The following is a 16,380-nucleotide window of genomic DNA, read 5'->3' as shown; positions in this document are numbered from 1 at the left end:
TCAACATATACAGATTGAGTAGCTGTAGCCTGAGGGCATACGTCATCTGTGACATAAGGCTTATATTGCTATCATGGTGCAACCGGCGGACAGGCAGGCACGTAGCATAGGACATGACGAATTTTATATAGGCAGGTGTTTACAGATGAGTACAGCCAAACTGATAGGCAAAACAGTGCTTGGCGGTGGAGTCGGTTATCTGATCGGCTGCATGGTAGGCATATGGACGCCCGGATTTATCGCAATGCTGTTTCCACTCGCAGGTTCTGTTTACGGCGTAATCTGGGCGGCACGCTCGCAAAATCGTCCCGCTGAATTGCCGCCGTCACCGGGACAACCGCCGCTCTCGCAGCCACAGTCATCCGGTCGACAACGTATACAGAATCAAGGCTCACCGCAGCGCCATCCGTTGCAGGAGCAATACGAGCAAGCTGCAAGACAACGTGCTGTAGAGCATGAGCAGCAGCGACATGCACCATTTTCGTCAGATCGCGGTGGTTCTGCGTCCACAGCGCCCGGTACAGCAGGGCAGACACAGTCCTCTTCTGCGGCGTCTGCACAGCCAGTGCCAACTTCAGGCTCTAATGCTGCGCTGACCGGTCAGCCGAGTGCGGACGTGTTGCCGATCTTTCAGCCGGTGCTGGAATATTTAAGCGTATTAGAGGATATGATCATTTCCGAAGGTCAGAAGAACAATCTGGATAACGAAATTGTGGAAAAAGCCTGTGCGCTATTTTTACGGTTACAGCGTGTCATTCCAGTATTGTCCGACCTGAACAATGATGATATTAACCACACGATCAAACGGTTGGTGATGAAGGATCTGAACGGTGTCATCAATCCATTTCTGCGTCTGAGTGGGGAAGCCAAAACGAAAAATCGCCGCATCTTACTGGACGGAATCAAAGATGTGAATAACCGTGTCACCCAGATCGTCAAAACGATTGAACATAAAGACCTGTTGGAGCTGCAATCGCGCGCCGAGATATTACACCAGCGGTATTCGTAATCCATTATCGATCATAGCGGCCCAATCAAGTTGTCTACTACTAAGCGTTACCTAAGCTGTATCCAAGCGTCACCATTAACGGTTTAAAGGAGATGAACCTATGGCAACATCACCGATTTCGTTGAAAAAGGAAGATGAAGAGAAAGTAACCCGTGAAGCGTCTACGATTATTCAGCAAGTGTCCAGAGCGGACAATATGAATCTGGATGTGCTGATGGATGAAGTGGGCAAGCTGGGCATGCAAACGCAGGAGCGTGCCACCCAGACGCTGCAAATGCTAGATCGTCCGGTCAATGATCTCATGTCCGGCAAATCGAAGCATGTCTCCGATCTGATCCTGTCATTACGCGATGAATGCGAAGCGCTCCAGCAGAGCAAAAATGTCAGTCTGTTCGGCAAGCTATTGCGCAAATCTCCACTCAAAAATTACGTCTACAAATATCAATCTGTTAGCAAAAACGTCGATGCGATCGTACAGGGTCTGCGCGACGGTAAAGATACGCTGGAAGAAAATATGATCAGCATGCGTACACTCAAGCGCAATTCCTTGCAGGAAATCTACAATTTGCAATATAAAATCGCAATGGGCGGTGAGCTGAAAACACTGTTCGAAGCCGAAATTCAAAAGCCGGAAAACGAAACTCGCAAAGTGTATCTGGAACGCGGACTGCGTAAGGTCGTCACTCGTATCCAATCGATGACCGAAAATATTATGTTGTTCAATCAGGCGATTGCTGCAACGGATATCGTCAACGATACGAATGATAAACTGATTGATTCGGTTAACGATTCCGTATACAAAGCCGCCAATCTGATCAAAATCTCCGCCATGATTGCACTGGCGATTGAAGATCAGACCCGTGTTGCCAATGCGGTCGAGAGTGTCAACCAGACAATTGAGGATCAGTTCAAACGTAACGCTGAGATGCTGAAAACGAACAGCGAACGCTCTGCCGAGCTGCTCAAAAAGCCAACGATGTCGCTGGAATCGGTCAATCAAGCGATCTCCGATTTGATGACTGCGCTGGATACGTCCGAGCGTTCCAACCGCGAGATCATCGTCAGCTGTCAGGATTACACGGCGAAGCTGTCCACAATTAACGATCAGATGACCCGCCGCCTTGGTCTGGAAAAAGCAGAAGCTAATACACCGTCGCTGAGCAACAACAATACCGCACCAAAACGCGATCCATTGGCTGATCTGCTCAGTTAGTGTGTATGAACTTAGCGCGTATGCCGATCATTCATAAATGATCATAGCAAACGCCCCATTCTATACAATCTATAGAAAGGGGCGTTTTTGTTGTGAGTATATATTCGTTATCGTTCCATCGTTGTTGAGGCTCATCCCATGAAGCGGGCAGTGCGACTGGGGATGAGCAGGATGTTATGTCGAAGGTGAGTGTACAATGGAAAGTTATTTTACAAATAGACAGACTATATGAAGATGGAAACGATAGTGGTTGTCAGAGCAGTTTCCGTGAGTTGTATTAAAAGGCGATACCGCTCGTGTTGTTGAAGCTGTTAATTGCGCCGTCTTTGGCAGGTGCGCCAGAGCCGTCACCGTTGGCTGCAAAATGGATGCTGTAGCCGTACGATGGGCTAGTTTGGAAGCTTTTCAGTTGATCGGCGGTGAAGTAACCGGACAGGTAGGCATAGTCGACCTTCTCCAATTGACCTTGATACGTCCATGCTTTGGCATTGGCTACATCATAACCGAGCGATTTCAGGCGTTGCAGTTCAGCTTGAGCTTCAGTGCTGTTCGGCTCGATCGGGGAGCCGCTTTTGAACAGGTCGATTGCTACGAAGTATTTGGCATTTTTGTCGCTGGCATGTTCCTTGATTGCTTGCTCAATATCGTACATGAGCAGGGTTTTGCCATTATCAGCTGGAGCGTAACTGCCAGCGGCAATACCGGTGGAAGTGATGCCGTCGCCTGTAGCACCATTAGTGGAGCCGTTAATAGCGCCGTTTTTGGCATTGACAGCAGAACCGTCGCCATTGTTGGCAAAGTCAAAACTATAGCCATAGTTGGTATCCGCTTTGAATTGTTTCAGTTGAGCAGCTGTCAGGTAGCCCGCCAGATAGGTGTAATTCACTTTTTGTAGATTGCCTTCATACGTCCATGCTGTATTGTAATCGACATTGTAGCCAAGTGCTTTCAGACGTTTGAGTTCGGCTTTGGCTTGAGCACTGTCGCTTTTCAGCGGTGTGCCTTTGGAAAATAGATTGATGGCTACGAAGTATTGGGCGTCTTGATCGGCTGCATGCTCTTCGACTGCTTTTTGCACGCCTTCGGTCAGAAAAAATTTGCCATTAGCTGGTGCGGCATAGCTGCTGGAGGCGTTGTTTCCATTAGTGGTAGTCGGTTTCTCGCCAGGCAGTACGTCGATGGTAGTTTTACCGCCGGTTTTGTTCTTTTTCAAATAATCAAGGGCGTTGTACATGCTCACGGCTGCATCGGCACGGTTTATGTCCTGCTTCGGATTGAAATTGCCGTTGCTATCCAGGCTGATGATTTTGAAGACGAGTGCTAGCTGTACAGAATCAAGGTAGTTGGCGTCCAGTTTGTCCTTGTCTTTGATATCTTGAGCAACAACGTCAGTCGCTGGCATTTTGCCGACAACCTGCATGGCGGTCATCACATAGTCGATATACTGTTCACGGGTGATTTTGGCATTAGGATCAACCGATTTTGGGATATCCAGACCAGCTTGGTGTGCGTAACCGAACGAAGTGGAGTACCAGGCATCTTCCTTAACTTTCGGGAATAGCTGGGCAAAGCTTTCCAGTGCGTCGGATTGAGGCAATGTGTTCAGCTTGAATGCTTTGACGATCATTTGCAGTGCTTGTGCTTGAGTTAGTGATGCGGCTGGTGCGAAGCTTGTGTCGCTTACACCGTTAATGATCTTTTGCGAATTAAGGGAAGTGATTTTCTGGTGATCTGGTGTGTCTTTGAGATCAGCGAATGCGGCGGCGAATGATGTGCTGCCAATGGAGACGGACAGCAGAGAAGCGGTCAGGATTGCGCCAGCGATTTTTTTGCTTTTGTTTGTTTGGTTGTCTTGGTGGTTCGTGTTCATAGGTAGTTCCTCCTCGAAGTTGGGTTTAAAATTGTGATCGTTATTCGGTGTTGTAAGGTCGTTCTATCCTAAAAGACGACAATCGTGATCATCGGTTATTTTATTTATCAAAGTTTTTTGGATTATTTAACGGGCTGCTGTAAAGCGGGATCATCCGGCTGGGTGAAAATACCGCTATTCGGCGAAACAGGGGAGCCGTCGCCATTGAATACAAAGTGCAGAGAGTATCCGTAATCCGGGTTGGTGGTAAACTGCTGTAACTGCTCGGCGGTGAAATAACCAGCGATGTACGTTTGATATACTTTCTGCATATCGCCCTGATATGTCCACGATTGCGCATAGCCGACTTTGTAATCAGCTTGCTGCAAACGTTCCACCTCGTCGCGAGCTTCTGTACGATTCACTGCCAGCGGAGAGCCATTGCTATACAGATCAATCGCGACAAAATAAGTCACCTGCTGCCCGGCATGCTCATTCAGCGCTTTGTTGAGATCATTGTCCAACGTGACAATGCCGTTCTGCGGAGATGCCACACTTGGCGATACGCTGGATGATGGAGGCAGCGTTGCACTAGTATAACTATCGATCACAGTGCCCGATGCGGTATACATAGAAGGTAACTGCTCACCTATGCTATTGAAAATAAGGATGCAGGCAGCGGTAGTCGCAACTAGCCCAGCAGCAATGCCGCCCCAGCGCTTGCGATACCAAGATGTAGACTTCGTATTCATGCTGCGACTCGGCGCCTGCATTTGCGCTTCTAATCGTTCCAGCAGCACATCGTCGACTTGTCCAATTGCCTGAAACAGCCGTTCATCCGGTGTGGTATGAATGCTCATAGATGAATCCCCTCCTGAATCAGATAGTGTTTCAATTTGCCACGACTGCGGAACAGGCTGGCTTTGATGTTATTTTCCTTCACGCCGAATTTGTCAGCGATCTCGGACAGCGGCATGCTGTACCAATAGCGAGCGAGAAATAGATTGCATTCGCGTTCTGGCAAGGTGTGCATAAACTGATTGATCGTACGGGCGAGATCCTGATCCAGAATCGCCTTTTCTACATCGTTGTTTGCCGGTATGCACTGGATCAGTTCTTCCAGCAAAGGCAGCATTTCTCCACCTCGTTTTTTGGCTTTTTTGGCTTTGTATTTATCCAAGGACAGGTTGCGTACGATACGTCCGACGAAAAAGGATAGCTTGCTTGGTCGCTGCGGCGGAATCGCGTTCCATGTGCGTAGCCACGTATCGTTCACACACTCCTCAGCTTCGCCGTTATCATGCAAAATGTTATAAGAAATAGAATAGCAATATCGTCCATACTGGCGCGACGATTCTTCAATCGCCGATTCATGCCGATTCCAGTACAGGTCTACAATATCGTCATCGTTCAACAGAATACCCCTCTCTATAGCGACAGTTTCTTTATCCATACAGACGACAAACAGCGGCGCTGGTTATGTGATGTGCAGAAAAATAATTGCTGACCGTTACTTAGCCAGCGAAAGATCATTTATTTCGTATAGACAGCCGCTCAGCGACGTATCATTGTTGCGATATCGTCGAATGGATACGGTCTATTTTGGCAATTCTGATGTTATCTTCCTATCACTAATTATTACGCTAATTATGAACTGAGCATTCTTGTTGTAAGGGCTTTCTTTTGAAAAATGATTGCTTTACCATTATTCGTAAAGCCTGTGTTCTCTTGAATGATAAGTGTACGTACAGGCAAGATGCAGAGGAACTGCTGCTTCACTATAGAAAGCCCATACTTATTTTATTATAAATCGAAAGGGATGGAATATTATGACAGAAAATAATCATTACCCGTTTCAGGATCATACGCTGGATCAGGATACCCGGGTGCACGATCTGATCTCTCGTCTGACTGCGGAGGAAAAAATTGAATCCATGCTTCAACATCAACCGGCAGTAGAACGACTGGGCATTGGCGCGTACAAGCATGGAACCGAAGCAGCGCATGGCATCTCGTGGCTGGGCGAAGCGACCTTTTTCCCGCAGCCGGTTGGGCTTGCTTGCACATGGGATGCGGAGCTGATGAAGCGTGTCGGTAATGTGATCTCGGACGAGGCACGTGTGATGTATAAGCGCAATCCGACCGTTAACGGGCTGACGCTGTGGGCGCCAACGGTCGATATGGAGCGTGATCCGCGCTGGGGACGTAACGAGGAAGCATATGGGGAAGATCCGAAATTGACCGGCGAGCTAACCAGTCATCTTATTCAGGGCATTCAGGGGAATCATCCTACATATTTGAAAGCGGTTGCGACGTTAAAGCACTTTCTCGGTAACAACAATGAGGTGGATCGCGGTACTGGTTCATCCAGCATCGATCCGCGTAATATGCGGGAATATTATCTAAAAGCATTTGAACAGCCGTTTATCGAGGGTGGCGCGCAGTCGATGATGACGTCGTACAATTCGATCAACGGTACGCCGGCGATTTTGCATCCGCTTGTGCATGAAGTAGTGAAGGGCGAGTGGAAGATGGATGGTTTTATCGTCAGCGATGCGGGCGATATGATGGGTATTATGCGGGATCACGAATATTACGATTCCCATACACCGGGTGTTGCTGAGTCGATTCAAGCGGGCATCGACAGTATTACTGATGATGCCGAATTGTCCAAGGCGGCGCTAGTCGAAGCGCTGGAACAGGGATTGTTGAGCTGGGAAGATATTGATCGTGCGCTGTTCAACACGTTCCGTGTTCGGTTCCGGCTGGGCGAATTTGATCCGGCAGAACTCAATCCGTATGCAGCGATCGGCGAAGAATCCATGATGACAGAAGCGGCAAAACAAGTGTCCGCCGAAGCTGCACGCAAATCGGTTGTTTTGCTGAAAAATGAGCATGGTACTTTGCCGCTATCGAAGGAAACGACGGGAAGTATAGCGGTGATCGGCGAGCTGGGCAATGTCGTGTATCGGGATTGGTATTCTGGCACACTGCCTTATGCGGTCACAGCGCTGGAAGCGATTCGCAACAACGTGGCAGGTGATGTGCACTATAGCGATGGCAATGATCTCGTTACCTTTCATTCGGAAGATGGACTGTTGTTAAGCGTAAGACCAGCAGCTTCTGCTGCTACGAATGAGCCGGAAGTAGTGCAATTACCGGAAATCGGAGTGATCGACAGCGTAACAGAATCAGCAGCAGAGTCGGTATCTGTAGAAGCTGGTACGTATCGTGTAGCATTTGAACCCTTTGCGGAAAAGGATCGTAGCTCTAACAGCGATGCTGCAAGGATTGACAGTAGCAACGAGGAGACAACGCCAAATACAGCATTGGATGCTACTGACCGTCTGGTAGCGGATCGGGCTGCTGGTGATCACTCGGAAGACCGCGAGTTTATTACGAGTACTTCGTCCGCCAGTGAACAAGAGGATGTGCAACACACCGATGCAGATATTGTACCGGATGCGTATTTGTTTAACATTTCCGATTGGGGATATGGCAGTTATACGATTCGCTCACAAGCTACAGGTAGGTATCTGGCGGCAGATGATGAGCAGCAGCGGATTGCGGTGGCAGGCGATGAGATTTACGGCTGGTTTGCCAAAGAAGTACTGCATCTGGAACAGCAGTCAGATGAACATGTCAGTATTCGCACGTGGAACAATCTGGAGCTGTATCATCATGCAGAGGATCATAGCTTGAGCATCGCGCAGGGAGAAGGCGTATATCCGCCCGTACGAGCAGATTGGCAACGTTCAGCGATTGACCGGCGCGGGGTGTCTTCGTTTGGCGGTCCGGCAGATGCAATTGCCCATGACAAGGACACGTCCGCTATTGCAACAGAAGCTGAATCTGCTGCGGTTCGACAGTCTACTTTTACCAAAACGGTCATTACTGACGGCACGCAGCAGGCGGTGAAGTTGGCAGCTGAAGCGGAAACGGCAATCGTATTCGTCGGCAATCATCCGCTAATTAACGGAAAAGAGGAAGTGGATCGTCCGGGGTTAGAGCTGCCAGACGCACAATTGAAGTTGATTCAGGAAGTGTACGCTGTAAATCCGAACACCGTTGTCGTCGTGGTCGGCAGCTATCCATTTGCTATGGAATGGGTGCAGGAGCATATTCCAGCGATTCTATATCTGTCCCATGCTGGACCGGAACTGGGCAATGCTGTAGCGGATGTATTGTACGGCGATTATGCGCCTGCTGGTCGACTCAATATGACATGGTATCGCTCGGCGCAGCAGCTTGGCGATCTGCGGGACTACGATATTATTCGCTCGGAAAAGACCTACCAGTATTTTGCCGGAGAGGTACTGTATCCGTTCGGGCATGGGCTGACGTATTCACCAATTGTATACAGCGAGTTGGAGCCGGACGCTGCGGACAAGGATGCGCAAGAGCAGATTGCGTTGTCGATCAAAGTGCATAATACCGGGACAGTGGATACGGATGAAGTCGTACAACTGTATAGCCGGATGTCCTCAGAATCGCGTGTGAAGCGTCCGCTACGTACCTTACAAGCATTCCGCCGTATTCATCTGTCAGCGGGAGCCGAGGAAGTGGTAACATTCCATATACCAGTGCAGCAGTTGGCATTCTGGGATGTCACACGCAATCGGTATTGTGTAGAAGATGGCGTATACACATTTATGACAGGTCGTTCGTCAGCAGATATTCGCTTGGAAACGGAAGTGATCATCCACGGCGAAATCATCCCACCGCAACAGCTGCATAATGGTGTACATGCCGAAAATTACGACGACTACCGCCATGTTCATCTAGTCGAATCAAAGGAAGGCGGTACAGCAGTGGAAGCACTGGCAGATGGCGCATGGATCTTGTTCGGTGATGTGGCGCTGGAAGCAGACCGTTATACATGGGAAGCGCGCGTAGCGCAGACAGGGCAGGGCGGCACAATTGAAGTTCATCTCGATTATTATGATGGCCCTTTACTAGGAACGGCTACGCTGTCTACTGAATCCGGGGAGCAAAACTGGCAAGATGTACGTGTTACACTGGATATTGCACAAGCGGCAAACGACTCTGCTAACGTCTATACGAATGACATCAATGCAAACGACATTACAGATGGTAATCGTATACATGGAAACAATGCGGATCAAGCTAACGCGAATCAAGTTCAAGTGGACGGTTCGCAGGCTGTATCTGCAACAAAAGAGGTATCCAATGTATACACTCAAAACGATCCGCAGCAGCGGCGCGACATCTATCTGGTATTCAATCAAGGAACACGTATTAGCAACTTCCGAGTGTATCCATCGCATGATGATGTGTAATATGTCAGTCTAAATCAGTGATCAGATGATGGAAATAAGAACGAAAAGTAGCCCTGCCATTGCAAGGGCTACTTTTTTTGCGCTCATGAAGATTAACGATTTGAACAGCTATCCTCTACAGAGTGAGCTAAAGAACGCTTGCTGTACAAAATAATCTTTGACCAATCTCAATAATTTTCAAAATAAGCGTAGCGAATGTGGCGAACTTGGCGAACGAAAAAAAGACGCTTCATCCGAAGCGTCCCATAATATATTCCTGTGTCGATGTTTTCTCAGGGTTAGTGAAAATCTGATCCGTCTCACCATGCTCCACCAATGTACCAAGGTAGAAGTATGCCGTGTAATCCGACACACGCGCCGCTTGCTGCATGTTATGCGTCACGATAACGATGCGCAGATCGCTTTTCAGCTCGGTGATCAGTTCCTCGATCTTGCCAGTTGATACCGGATCAAGAGCGGAAGCTGGCTCATCCAGCAGCAGAATCTGCGGATTGACGGACAAAGCGCGAGCGATACAGAGACGCTGCTGTTGACCACCGGACAGGGAGAGAGCAGATTCTTTCAACCGATCTTTGACCTCGTCCCACAGTGCAGCTTTACGCAGACTATTTTCGACGATCTCATCCAGCTGTTTGCGTCCTTTGATCCCATAGTAACGCGGACCGAAGGCGATATTTTCATAAATGGATTTGTAAAATGGATTCGGGCGCTGCCACACCATGCCGATGCGCTGACGCAGCTTGATCACATCTGTCTCCGATGCGGTCAGATCGATGCCGTCCATCCAAATATGCCCGGTGGAACGCGCTCCAGCAATCTCATCGTTCATACGGTTCAGTGAACGCAGGAAGGTCGATTTGCCACAGCCGGACGGACCGATGAGGGCAGTTACGCTTTTGGCAGGAAAGCCCATGCTGATATTTTTAATGGCTTGGAATGTGCCATAGTAGATGCTCAAATCTTCGGTACTAAAAGGCATTGGCATTGCCATAGAAAGGTTCCTCCTTCAGTGAATCACGGTAATGAGAAAAGGTCAGTCAATCAAACATTAGTTCATTCGTTTGGACGCGGTCATGTAGCGGTATAGTGTACGTCCGCCCCAGCGTGCCAGCAGGTTGAAGATCAGCACCATAATGACGAGTACTGCGGAAGCGCCAGCAGCGATTTGCAGAGCATCCGGTGCCAGACCTTCACTGTTAACTTTCCAAATATGCGTTGCCAGTGTCTCTGCCGGACGCAGCGGGTTCAGCGGAGAACGTGGATGCAGCGGATTCCAATCGGAAAAGTTCAGTGGCGGCGTGGTCATACCGGACGTGAACAGCAATGCAGCTGCTTCACCGAAGACGCGACCTGCTGCCAGAATCGTACCCGTCACGAGCGATGGAATCGCAACCGGCAACATGATGGACGTGATGATTTTCCATTTGGATAATCCGAGTGCCAGACCGGCTTCTTTTTGCTCACGCGGAACGCCAGTGAATGCCTGCTCAGTAATCCGTACCATGAGCGGCAGATTGAAAATGGTCAATGCCAGCGCACCTGCTAACAGCGAGAAGCCCAGACCGAGTGTGTTGACGAAGACGAGCAAGCCGAACAGACCGATAACGATCGACGGGAAGGAGGATAACACTTCCACAACGAGACGGATAAAGCTGGTGATTTTACCTGGTTTGGCGTATTCCGCCATATAGATGCCGCCGCCCAGACCGAGCGGGATGGTGATGATCATAGTCAGGACCAGCAGATAGAGCGAGTTGAACAATGGTGGTCCGATGCCGCCGCCTTCGCGAATTGTTTGCGGCTTGGACGTCAGGAAGTCCCAGCTAATATGACCGAGTCCACGGAACATGATGAAGCCGAGCAGAGCAATGAGAATACCGACGATAGACAGGGCAAGCACGATAATGACAACCGTGGCGACTTTGTCTGCGATTCTGGCGCGTTTTCTCGCTTTGGCGCGCAATGTATTGGTAGAGGTTGTCATATCCGGTTTCTCCTTTCAAGCAGGCGGATGATCATGATGAAGATGAAGGTCATCAGCATCAGTACGAACGCCATACTCCACAATGCATTATTTTGAATGGAACCCATCGCTGTGTTACCCATACCAAGCGTGATGACACTAGTCAGCGTTGAAGCAGATTCCAGCAGGGATGTCGGGATAAATGGAGCATTACCGATAACCATCTGTACGGCGAGTGCTTCACCGAAGGCGCGTGCCATACCGAGTACGATACCGGTCAACAGTGCAGGCAATACGGTAGGCAATACAACGCGATAGATCGTTTGCCAGCGAGTGGCACCAAGCGCATACGAAGCTTCGCGTTGTCCACGTTGCAGGTTGGCGAGCGCATCCGCCGCTACACTGGTAATCGTCGGCAAAATCATAATCGACAGCACGAGTGCACCGGCGCCTACGCCGATCCCTTGCCCGCCCACATGGTCACGCAGAAACGGTACGATCAGCGTCAGACCGATGAATCCGTACACGACAGACGGAATACCGGACAGTAGCTCAATCGCCGGTTGCAGAATACGTTTACCGAATGTCGGCACGATCTCGGTCATAAATAGCGCAGCTGCGATACTCAGCGGGCTAGCGATCAGCGCCGCCAGCAGCGTCACGAGAAAGGAACCGGTAATCGCAGGCAATGCACCAAATGAGGGCGGCGAGGAATCCGGCGCCCAGTGCGTACCAAAGAAGAAGTCAGACATCGCAACGCCATTCACGGCAAAGGTAGCAATGCCCTTGGATGTAACAAAGTAAACAATCGATACGATCGTCGCGATCAGAAACACGACACATATAGATGTATAAATGCGACCGATCCAGTCTTCTAGACGGTGTTTTTCCAGCGGCAATCTGCGGCGCTGCGCTTCTCTCGGAGAAACCTTGGAGTGCTCCATAAATAAAAACCTCTTTTCTTCAGGCGTTAAAAATCAACATGTCAGCATATTCTTGATGAAGCTCTATGTCACACCGGGGAGGATGTGATGGAATGTACAATCTGTATCAAAACGTGAAAAGAGAGGCGGAGTTCCGCCTCTTGTAGCAGCGGTCCAGATGACAGCATGCTCTTTTCAAACGCTATATTGAGGTATGATTATTTTTGAGTGACTTTACCTTCAGCATCGCGAGTGACTTGCATGCCGGAGATTGGGATGTAGCCCAGCTCAGTTACATCGCTTTGTTGCACATCGTCGCTCAGCATGTAGTCCAAGAATGCTTTGGTGGAAGCATCCGGCTCACCTTTGGTGTACATGTGCTCGTAAGCCCAGATTGGATATTTACCGGCTTCTACATTTTCAACTGTTGGCTCAACGCCGTCATAGCTCAGTTCAGCTACGCTATCATCCAAGTAGGACAGTGCCAGATAACCGATTGCGCCAGGTGTTTCGGCGATCAGCTTTTTCACTGTACCTGAGGAATCCTGTTGGATCGAACCCGCTGGGTCTTCAGTTTTTTGACCGAGTGCGTATTTTTCAAATGTAGCACGTGTACCGGAGCTGCTCGGACGGTTGATGATTACGATCTTTTGATCCGCACCGCCAACATCTTTCCAGTTTGTTACTTTGCCTGTGAAGATATCAACCAGCTGTTGTTTGGTCAGGCTTTTTACATTCGCATCTTTGTTGGCAACAGTTGCCATGGCTACAACGGCTACTTGATGGTCAACCAGTCCAGTTGCTTTGTCCGCATCCAGCTTCTCTTCGGCGAACACGTCGGAGTTACCGATCGTTGCTTGACCTTCGGACACTTGTGTCAGACCAGTACCGCTACCGCCACCTTGTACTTGAACGGCAACATTTGTATATTTTGAGTCTGCCATAAACTTTTGAGCGACTTGATCAACCAGTGGTTGCAGTGCTGTGGAACCTACAGCCAGAATGGAACCGCTCAGATCGGCGGATTCGCCGGAACCTGCATCCGTTGATCCAGACCCTGTAGTTGTGCCGCTGTTCGACGATCCGCAGGCAGCAAGCACAAGGACCATAGTCAGCGTAAGAAGCATGATTGGCAGTTTTTTAAACATTGGTAAAGTCTCCTCCCCCTAATTAAAGGCGCAATACTTGTATGTGTTTGTTGGTTACAAAACTTATTCTAGGTTCGCAGTGTTAGCTTTGAGTCTGAGTTTTGTAAACTCTGTATTAAAATTTTGCAAAAGTGTTTATGCAATGTAAGATAAAATTCGGGTTTCTTCTTTATAGTAAATTGTCGTTGTATTTGCCGCATGAACGGTATAGTATGCAAAAAAAGTGCAATGTTCGAGGTGAGTAGGATGAAGAGAAGCAGGCGTTTCCGTTTACAAATGACGATTACGCTGCTGGTCTGTCTCGTCGTGGCAGTCGTGCTGCTGAGCGTCTATCTGATGTTCAGCATCGAAGTGTCCGGTCATACGCGGCAGGCGGTAGAGCAGCGAGCGCTGGCGATTGCCCGCACGGTCGCGTATACACCGCTTGTACAGGATGCGCTGGATGGGCAAGGTGACAGGACAGCAGTACAGACATATGCGGAGCAGGTACGCACTAGCAACGATGTGGAATTTGTCGTTGTGATGAATATGCAAGGACTGCGGCTATCGCACCCTGATCCGGCGCAGATCGGCAAGCATTTTCGCGGTGGGGATGAAGTGGATGCACTGCATGGCGAAGAAACAGTATCCATCGCTGACGGCTCGCTCGGACGCTCGATCCGTGCCTTTGAGCCGATCCGTGATGCCGCCGGGCAGCAAGTAGGTGCGGTAGCGGTCGGTGTGTCTATCGGCAGTCTGACAACGGCGATCAATGAAAATAAATGGATACTCTACTGGGGCATTCTGCTGGGCGGTTGTCTGGGCACGGCTGGTGCGATTCTGCTAGCACGTAAAATCAAAAAGTTGATGTTTGGCATGGAACCGGAGCAGATCGCCCGTCTGCTGGAGGAGCGCAGCGCTATGCTGCAATCGGCAAAAGAAGGCATTTTATCCGTGGACCGTCAATCGGTTATCACGTTGACCAATGCAGAGGCGTATCGTCTGCTGGGCGGTGGGCGTGAGGATAATGAACGGCGATTCCGCGAATTTCTGCGGCAATTGCAGATGGATAAAGTTCTAGGCGGTGAACCGCTCAAAGATGTGGAGATTGAGATCAACGGGTATACGCTACTCGTCAATGTGGAGCCAGTGATGGTGGGCGGTCAGACGGAGGGAGCGATTGCGACCTTCCGCGACATGACCGAGATCAGTATGTTGATGAAGCGTCTGTCCGGTATTTCGTTATATGCCGAAGCGCTGCGAGCGCAGACGCATGAGTTTATGAATCGGCTGCATATTATGATGGGACTGCTGCATATGAAGCAGTACGAGCGGCTGGAAGATTATCTGAAAAGCATTGTGCCAAGTATGCAGCTGGAAGCAGGCAATGTGCTACAACAGGTCAAAGACCCGGTCGTAGCAGGCTTCCTGATCGGCAAGCTGAGCCGCGCGCGCGAGCTAGGTGTACGAATGCAATTGCGGGATGACGGTGTGCTACCAGAAGCCGCCGATCCGCAAGTAGCGCATGAGCTGGTGACGATTGTTGGGAATCTGCTGGAAAATGCGCTGGAAGCATCGCGTCAGGCGGCAGAACCAGCGATTCTGCTTGCTTTTGATTATAGAGACGGCATACTGGAGATAACGGTAAGCGACAACGGGCAAGGGATCGAACCGGAGGTGGCAGCACGAATGTATGAACAAGGCTACTCTACCAAAGGGCAGGATCGCGGTGTCGGTCTGTATCTCGTTCGTCGTAGTCTGGGAACATTGGGCGGCAGCATTGAGGTTATTCGTCCAGCTAGTGGCGGTACACAGTTTACGATTCATATTCCTTATTCTATAAAGCGTGGTGATTAAATGATCCATGTATTGATCGTGGAAGACGACCCGATGGTAGCGGAAATGAATAAATTTTATCTGGGTCAGGTGGAAGGGTTTCAATTTAGCGGCTGGGCGGCGTCCGCTTCGCAAGCGCTACAATTGCTGGAGCAGCAGTCGTTTGAGCTGGTACTGCTGGACATTTACATGAAAGAACAAAACGGTCTGGAGCTGCTCTCAGACATCCGGCGTGCCAATATCGGGATTGATGTGATCATCATCTCGGCGGCGAGTGACAAGGAAAGTATCCGCTACGCCCTGCAAAATGGAGCGGTCGATTATTTGATCAAGCCGTTTGAATTTGAACGTTTTCGCTCGGCGCTGTCAGCGTATCGGGAGCGGTATTCGCTGCTATACAACAATAGCAATATGGCACAGGCGGAGCTGGATATGTTGACTCAGCCCGGCAGTCAGCCGGATCGTGCAGTGTTGAGCAAGGGTTTTACTCGTACGACGCTGCGCATGATCTGGGAAGCGATTCAGTCGCATCAAGGTCCGTCCTTTTCCAGTGAAGAGATTGCCAGTGTAACGGGCTTGTCTCGCGTATCGGTGGGCAAATATCTAATTGCGCTGGAAGAACTGAAAGTATTAGAGCTGGAAACGACGTACGGCACTATTGGCAGACCGGTGAAAAAGTATCATATCGTGCCAGGCAGTGAGACGATTGTTGGGAGATACATCTAGTCGGTCGTATGTAGGTCAGTTTGTACTCAGCGTTGATTGTTGTTCAGTAAGTGGTCGAGACGATCATTATGGAGAGAATGGACGATATGCTGAACTGACATCGATATTCGGACATAGACAGACTATCTAGTTCGGTAATAGCTGTATCTCATATAGCCTGTTCCTCTGTTTTTCACATTTCAAAAAGCATGGTTTCTATCATCCATAGAAACCGTGCTTTTTGCGTTCGATCCAGCATGTACCGGCTATCAAATCCTGAAAACTATACTAATAAAACTGAAAACGTATGAAAAACAGAGCGAAAAGAATCGCGCTCACCCTGAATTTTATCTAAATATGCAAGCGCTTACTTTAAAAAGTTTAAAAACAATACTCATTAATTAGAAAAATGGTGAAGCGCTTACAACAGGATTAAGATGAACATGTAAACGACA

At 49.3% G+C, this 16,380-nt stretch carries 12 protein-coding genes; 5 read left to right on the top strand and 7 right to left on the bottom strand.

The features are described 5' to 3' along the window. Positions 1 to 145: 145 nt before the first annotated feature. Entirely contained in the window at positions 146 to 1,009 is an 864-nt protein-coding gene (locus tag ACE3MZ_RS21345; RefSeq protein WP_411344093.1) for a hypothetical protein, read from the top strand. A 100-nt stretch (positions 1,010 to 1,109) separates the two neighbouring features. Beyond that, complete coding sequence (locus ACE3MZ_RS21340) at positions 1,110 to 2,222, top strand: toxic anion resistance protein (protein ID WP_411344092.1); 1,113 nt, start codon at positions 1,110 to 1,112, stop codon at positions 2,220 to 2,222. 277 nt (positions 2,223 to 2,499) lie between these two features. On the opposite strand, the gene ACE3MZ_RS21335 is transcribed toward ACE3MZ_RS21340, so the two are convergent. From ACE3MZ_RS21335 to ACE3MZ_RS21325, 3 genes are all read right to left on the bottom strand, one after another. Continuing rightward, positions 2,500 to 4,092: an S-layer homology domain-containing protein gene (locus tag ACE3MZ_RS21335; protein WP_411344091.1), complete on the bottom strand. Its 1,593-nt coding sequence runs from the start codon at positions 4,090 to 4,092 to the stop codon at positions 2,500 to 2,502. Between the two features lie 122 nt (positions 4,093 to 4,214). Continuing rightward, entirely contained in the window at positions 4,215 to 4,931 is a 717-nt protein-coding gene (locus ACE3MZ_RS21330; protein ID WP_411344090.1) for a hypothetical protein, read from the bottom strand. Beyond that, complete coding sequence (locus ACE3MZ_RS21325; protein ID WP_411344089.1) at positions 4,928 to 5,485, bottom strand: RNA polymerase sigma factor; 558 nt, start codon at positions 5,483 to 5,485, stop codon at positions 4,928 to 4,930. The genes ACE3MZ_RS21330 and ACE3MZ_RS21325 overlap by 4 nt, the downstream gene beginning before the upstream one ends. A 415-nt stretch (positions 5,486 to 5,900) precedes the next feature. Here ACE3MZ_RS21325 and ACE3MZ_RS21320 point away from each other — a divergent pair, with 415 nt between their 5' ends. Beyond that, positions 5,901 to 9,371, top strand: a complete 3,471-nt coding sequence (locus ACE3MZ_RS21320; RefSeq protein WP_411344088.1) for a glycoside hydrolase family 3 C-terminal domain-containing protein — start codon at positions 5,901 to 5,903, stop codon at positions 9,369 to 9,371. Positions 9,372 to 9,600: 229 nt separating this feature from the next. Here the strand turns inward: ACE3MZ_RS21320 and pstB are convergent, their stop codons facing one another. From pstB to ACE3MZ_RS21300, 4 genes are all read right to left on the bottom strand, one after another. After that, positions 9,601 to 10,356 (bottom strand): phosphate ABC transporter ATP-binding protein PstB, encoded by a 756-nt coding sequence (pstB, locus tag ACE3MZ_RS21315; RefSeq protein ID WP_411346878.1) that lies wholly within the window; start codon positions 10,354 to 10,356, stop codon positions 9,601 to 9,603. A gap of 63 nt (positions 10,357 to 10,419) precedes the next feature. Beyond that, positions 10,420 to 11,355, bottom strand: a complete 936-nt coding sequence (pstA, locus tag ACE3MZ_RS21310) for a phosphate ABC transporter permease PstA (protein WP_411344087.1) — start codon at positions 11,353 to 11,355, stop codon at positions 10,420 to 10,422. Further along, a complete protein-coding gene (gene pstC / locus ACE3MZ_RS21305) occupies positions 11,352 to 12,278 on the bottom strand; it encodes a phosphate ABC transporter permease subunit PstC (protein WP_411344086.1) in 927 nt (308 codons plus the stop codon). The genes pstA and pstC overlap by 4 nt, the downstream gene beginning before the upstream one ends. Positions 12,279 to 12,475: 197 nt before the next feature. Further along, a complete protein-coding gene (locus ACE3MZ_RS21300; RefSeq protein WP_411344085.1) occupies positions 12,476 to 13,405 on the bottom strand; it encodes a phosphate ABC transporter substrate-binding protein in 930 nt (309 codons plus the stop codon). A 246-nt stretch (positions 13,406 to 13,651) separates the two neighbouring features. Between ACE3MZ_RS21300 and dcuS the strand changes: the two genes are divergently transcribed. Both dcuS and ACE3MZ_RS21290 read left to right on the top strand, forming a co-directional pair. Next, the gene (gene dcuS / locus ACE3MZ_RS21295; RefSeq protein ID WP_411344084.1) at positions 13,652 to 15,241 is read left to right on the top strand and encodes a DcuS/MalK family sensor histidine kinase; all 1,590 of its coding nucleotides are present in this window, start codon (positions 13,652 to 13,654) and stop codon (positions 15,239 to 15,241) included. Further along, positions 15,242 to 15,946 (top strand): response regulator, encoded by a 705-nt coding sequence (locus ACE3MZ_RS21290; protein ID WP_411344083.1) that lies wholly within the window; start codon positions 15,242 to 15,244, stop codon positions 15,944 to 15,946. It abuts the gene before it with no gap. Positions 15,947 to 16,380: the final 434 nt, after the last annotated feature.

This window comes from Paenibacillus sp. WLX1005, from assembly GCF_046603685.1.
Classification (GTDB): Bacteria; Bacillota; Bacilli; order Paenibacillales; family Paenibacillaceae; genus Saccharibacillus.
The sequence above is the reverse complement of the archived record's forward strand: the minus strand, read 5'-3'. Positions and strand labels throughout refer to the sequence as shown.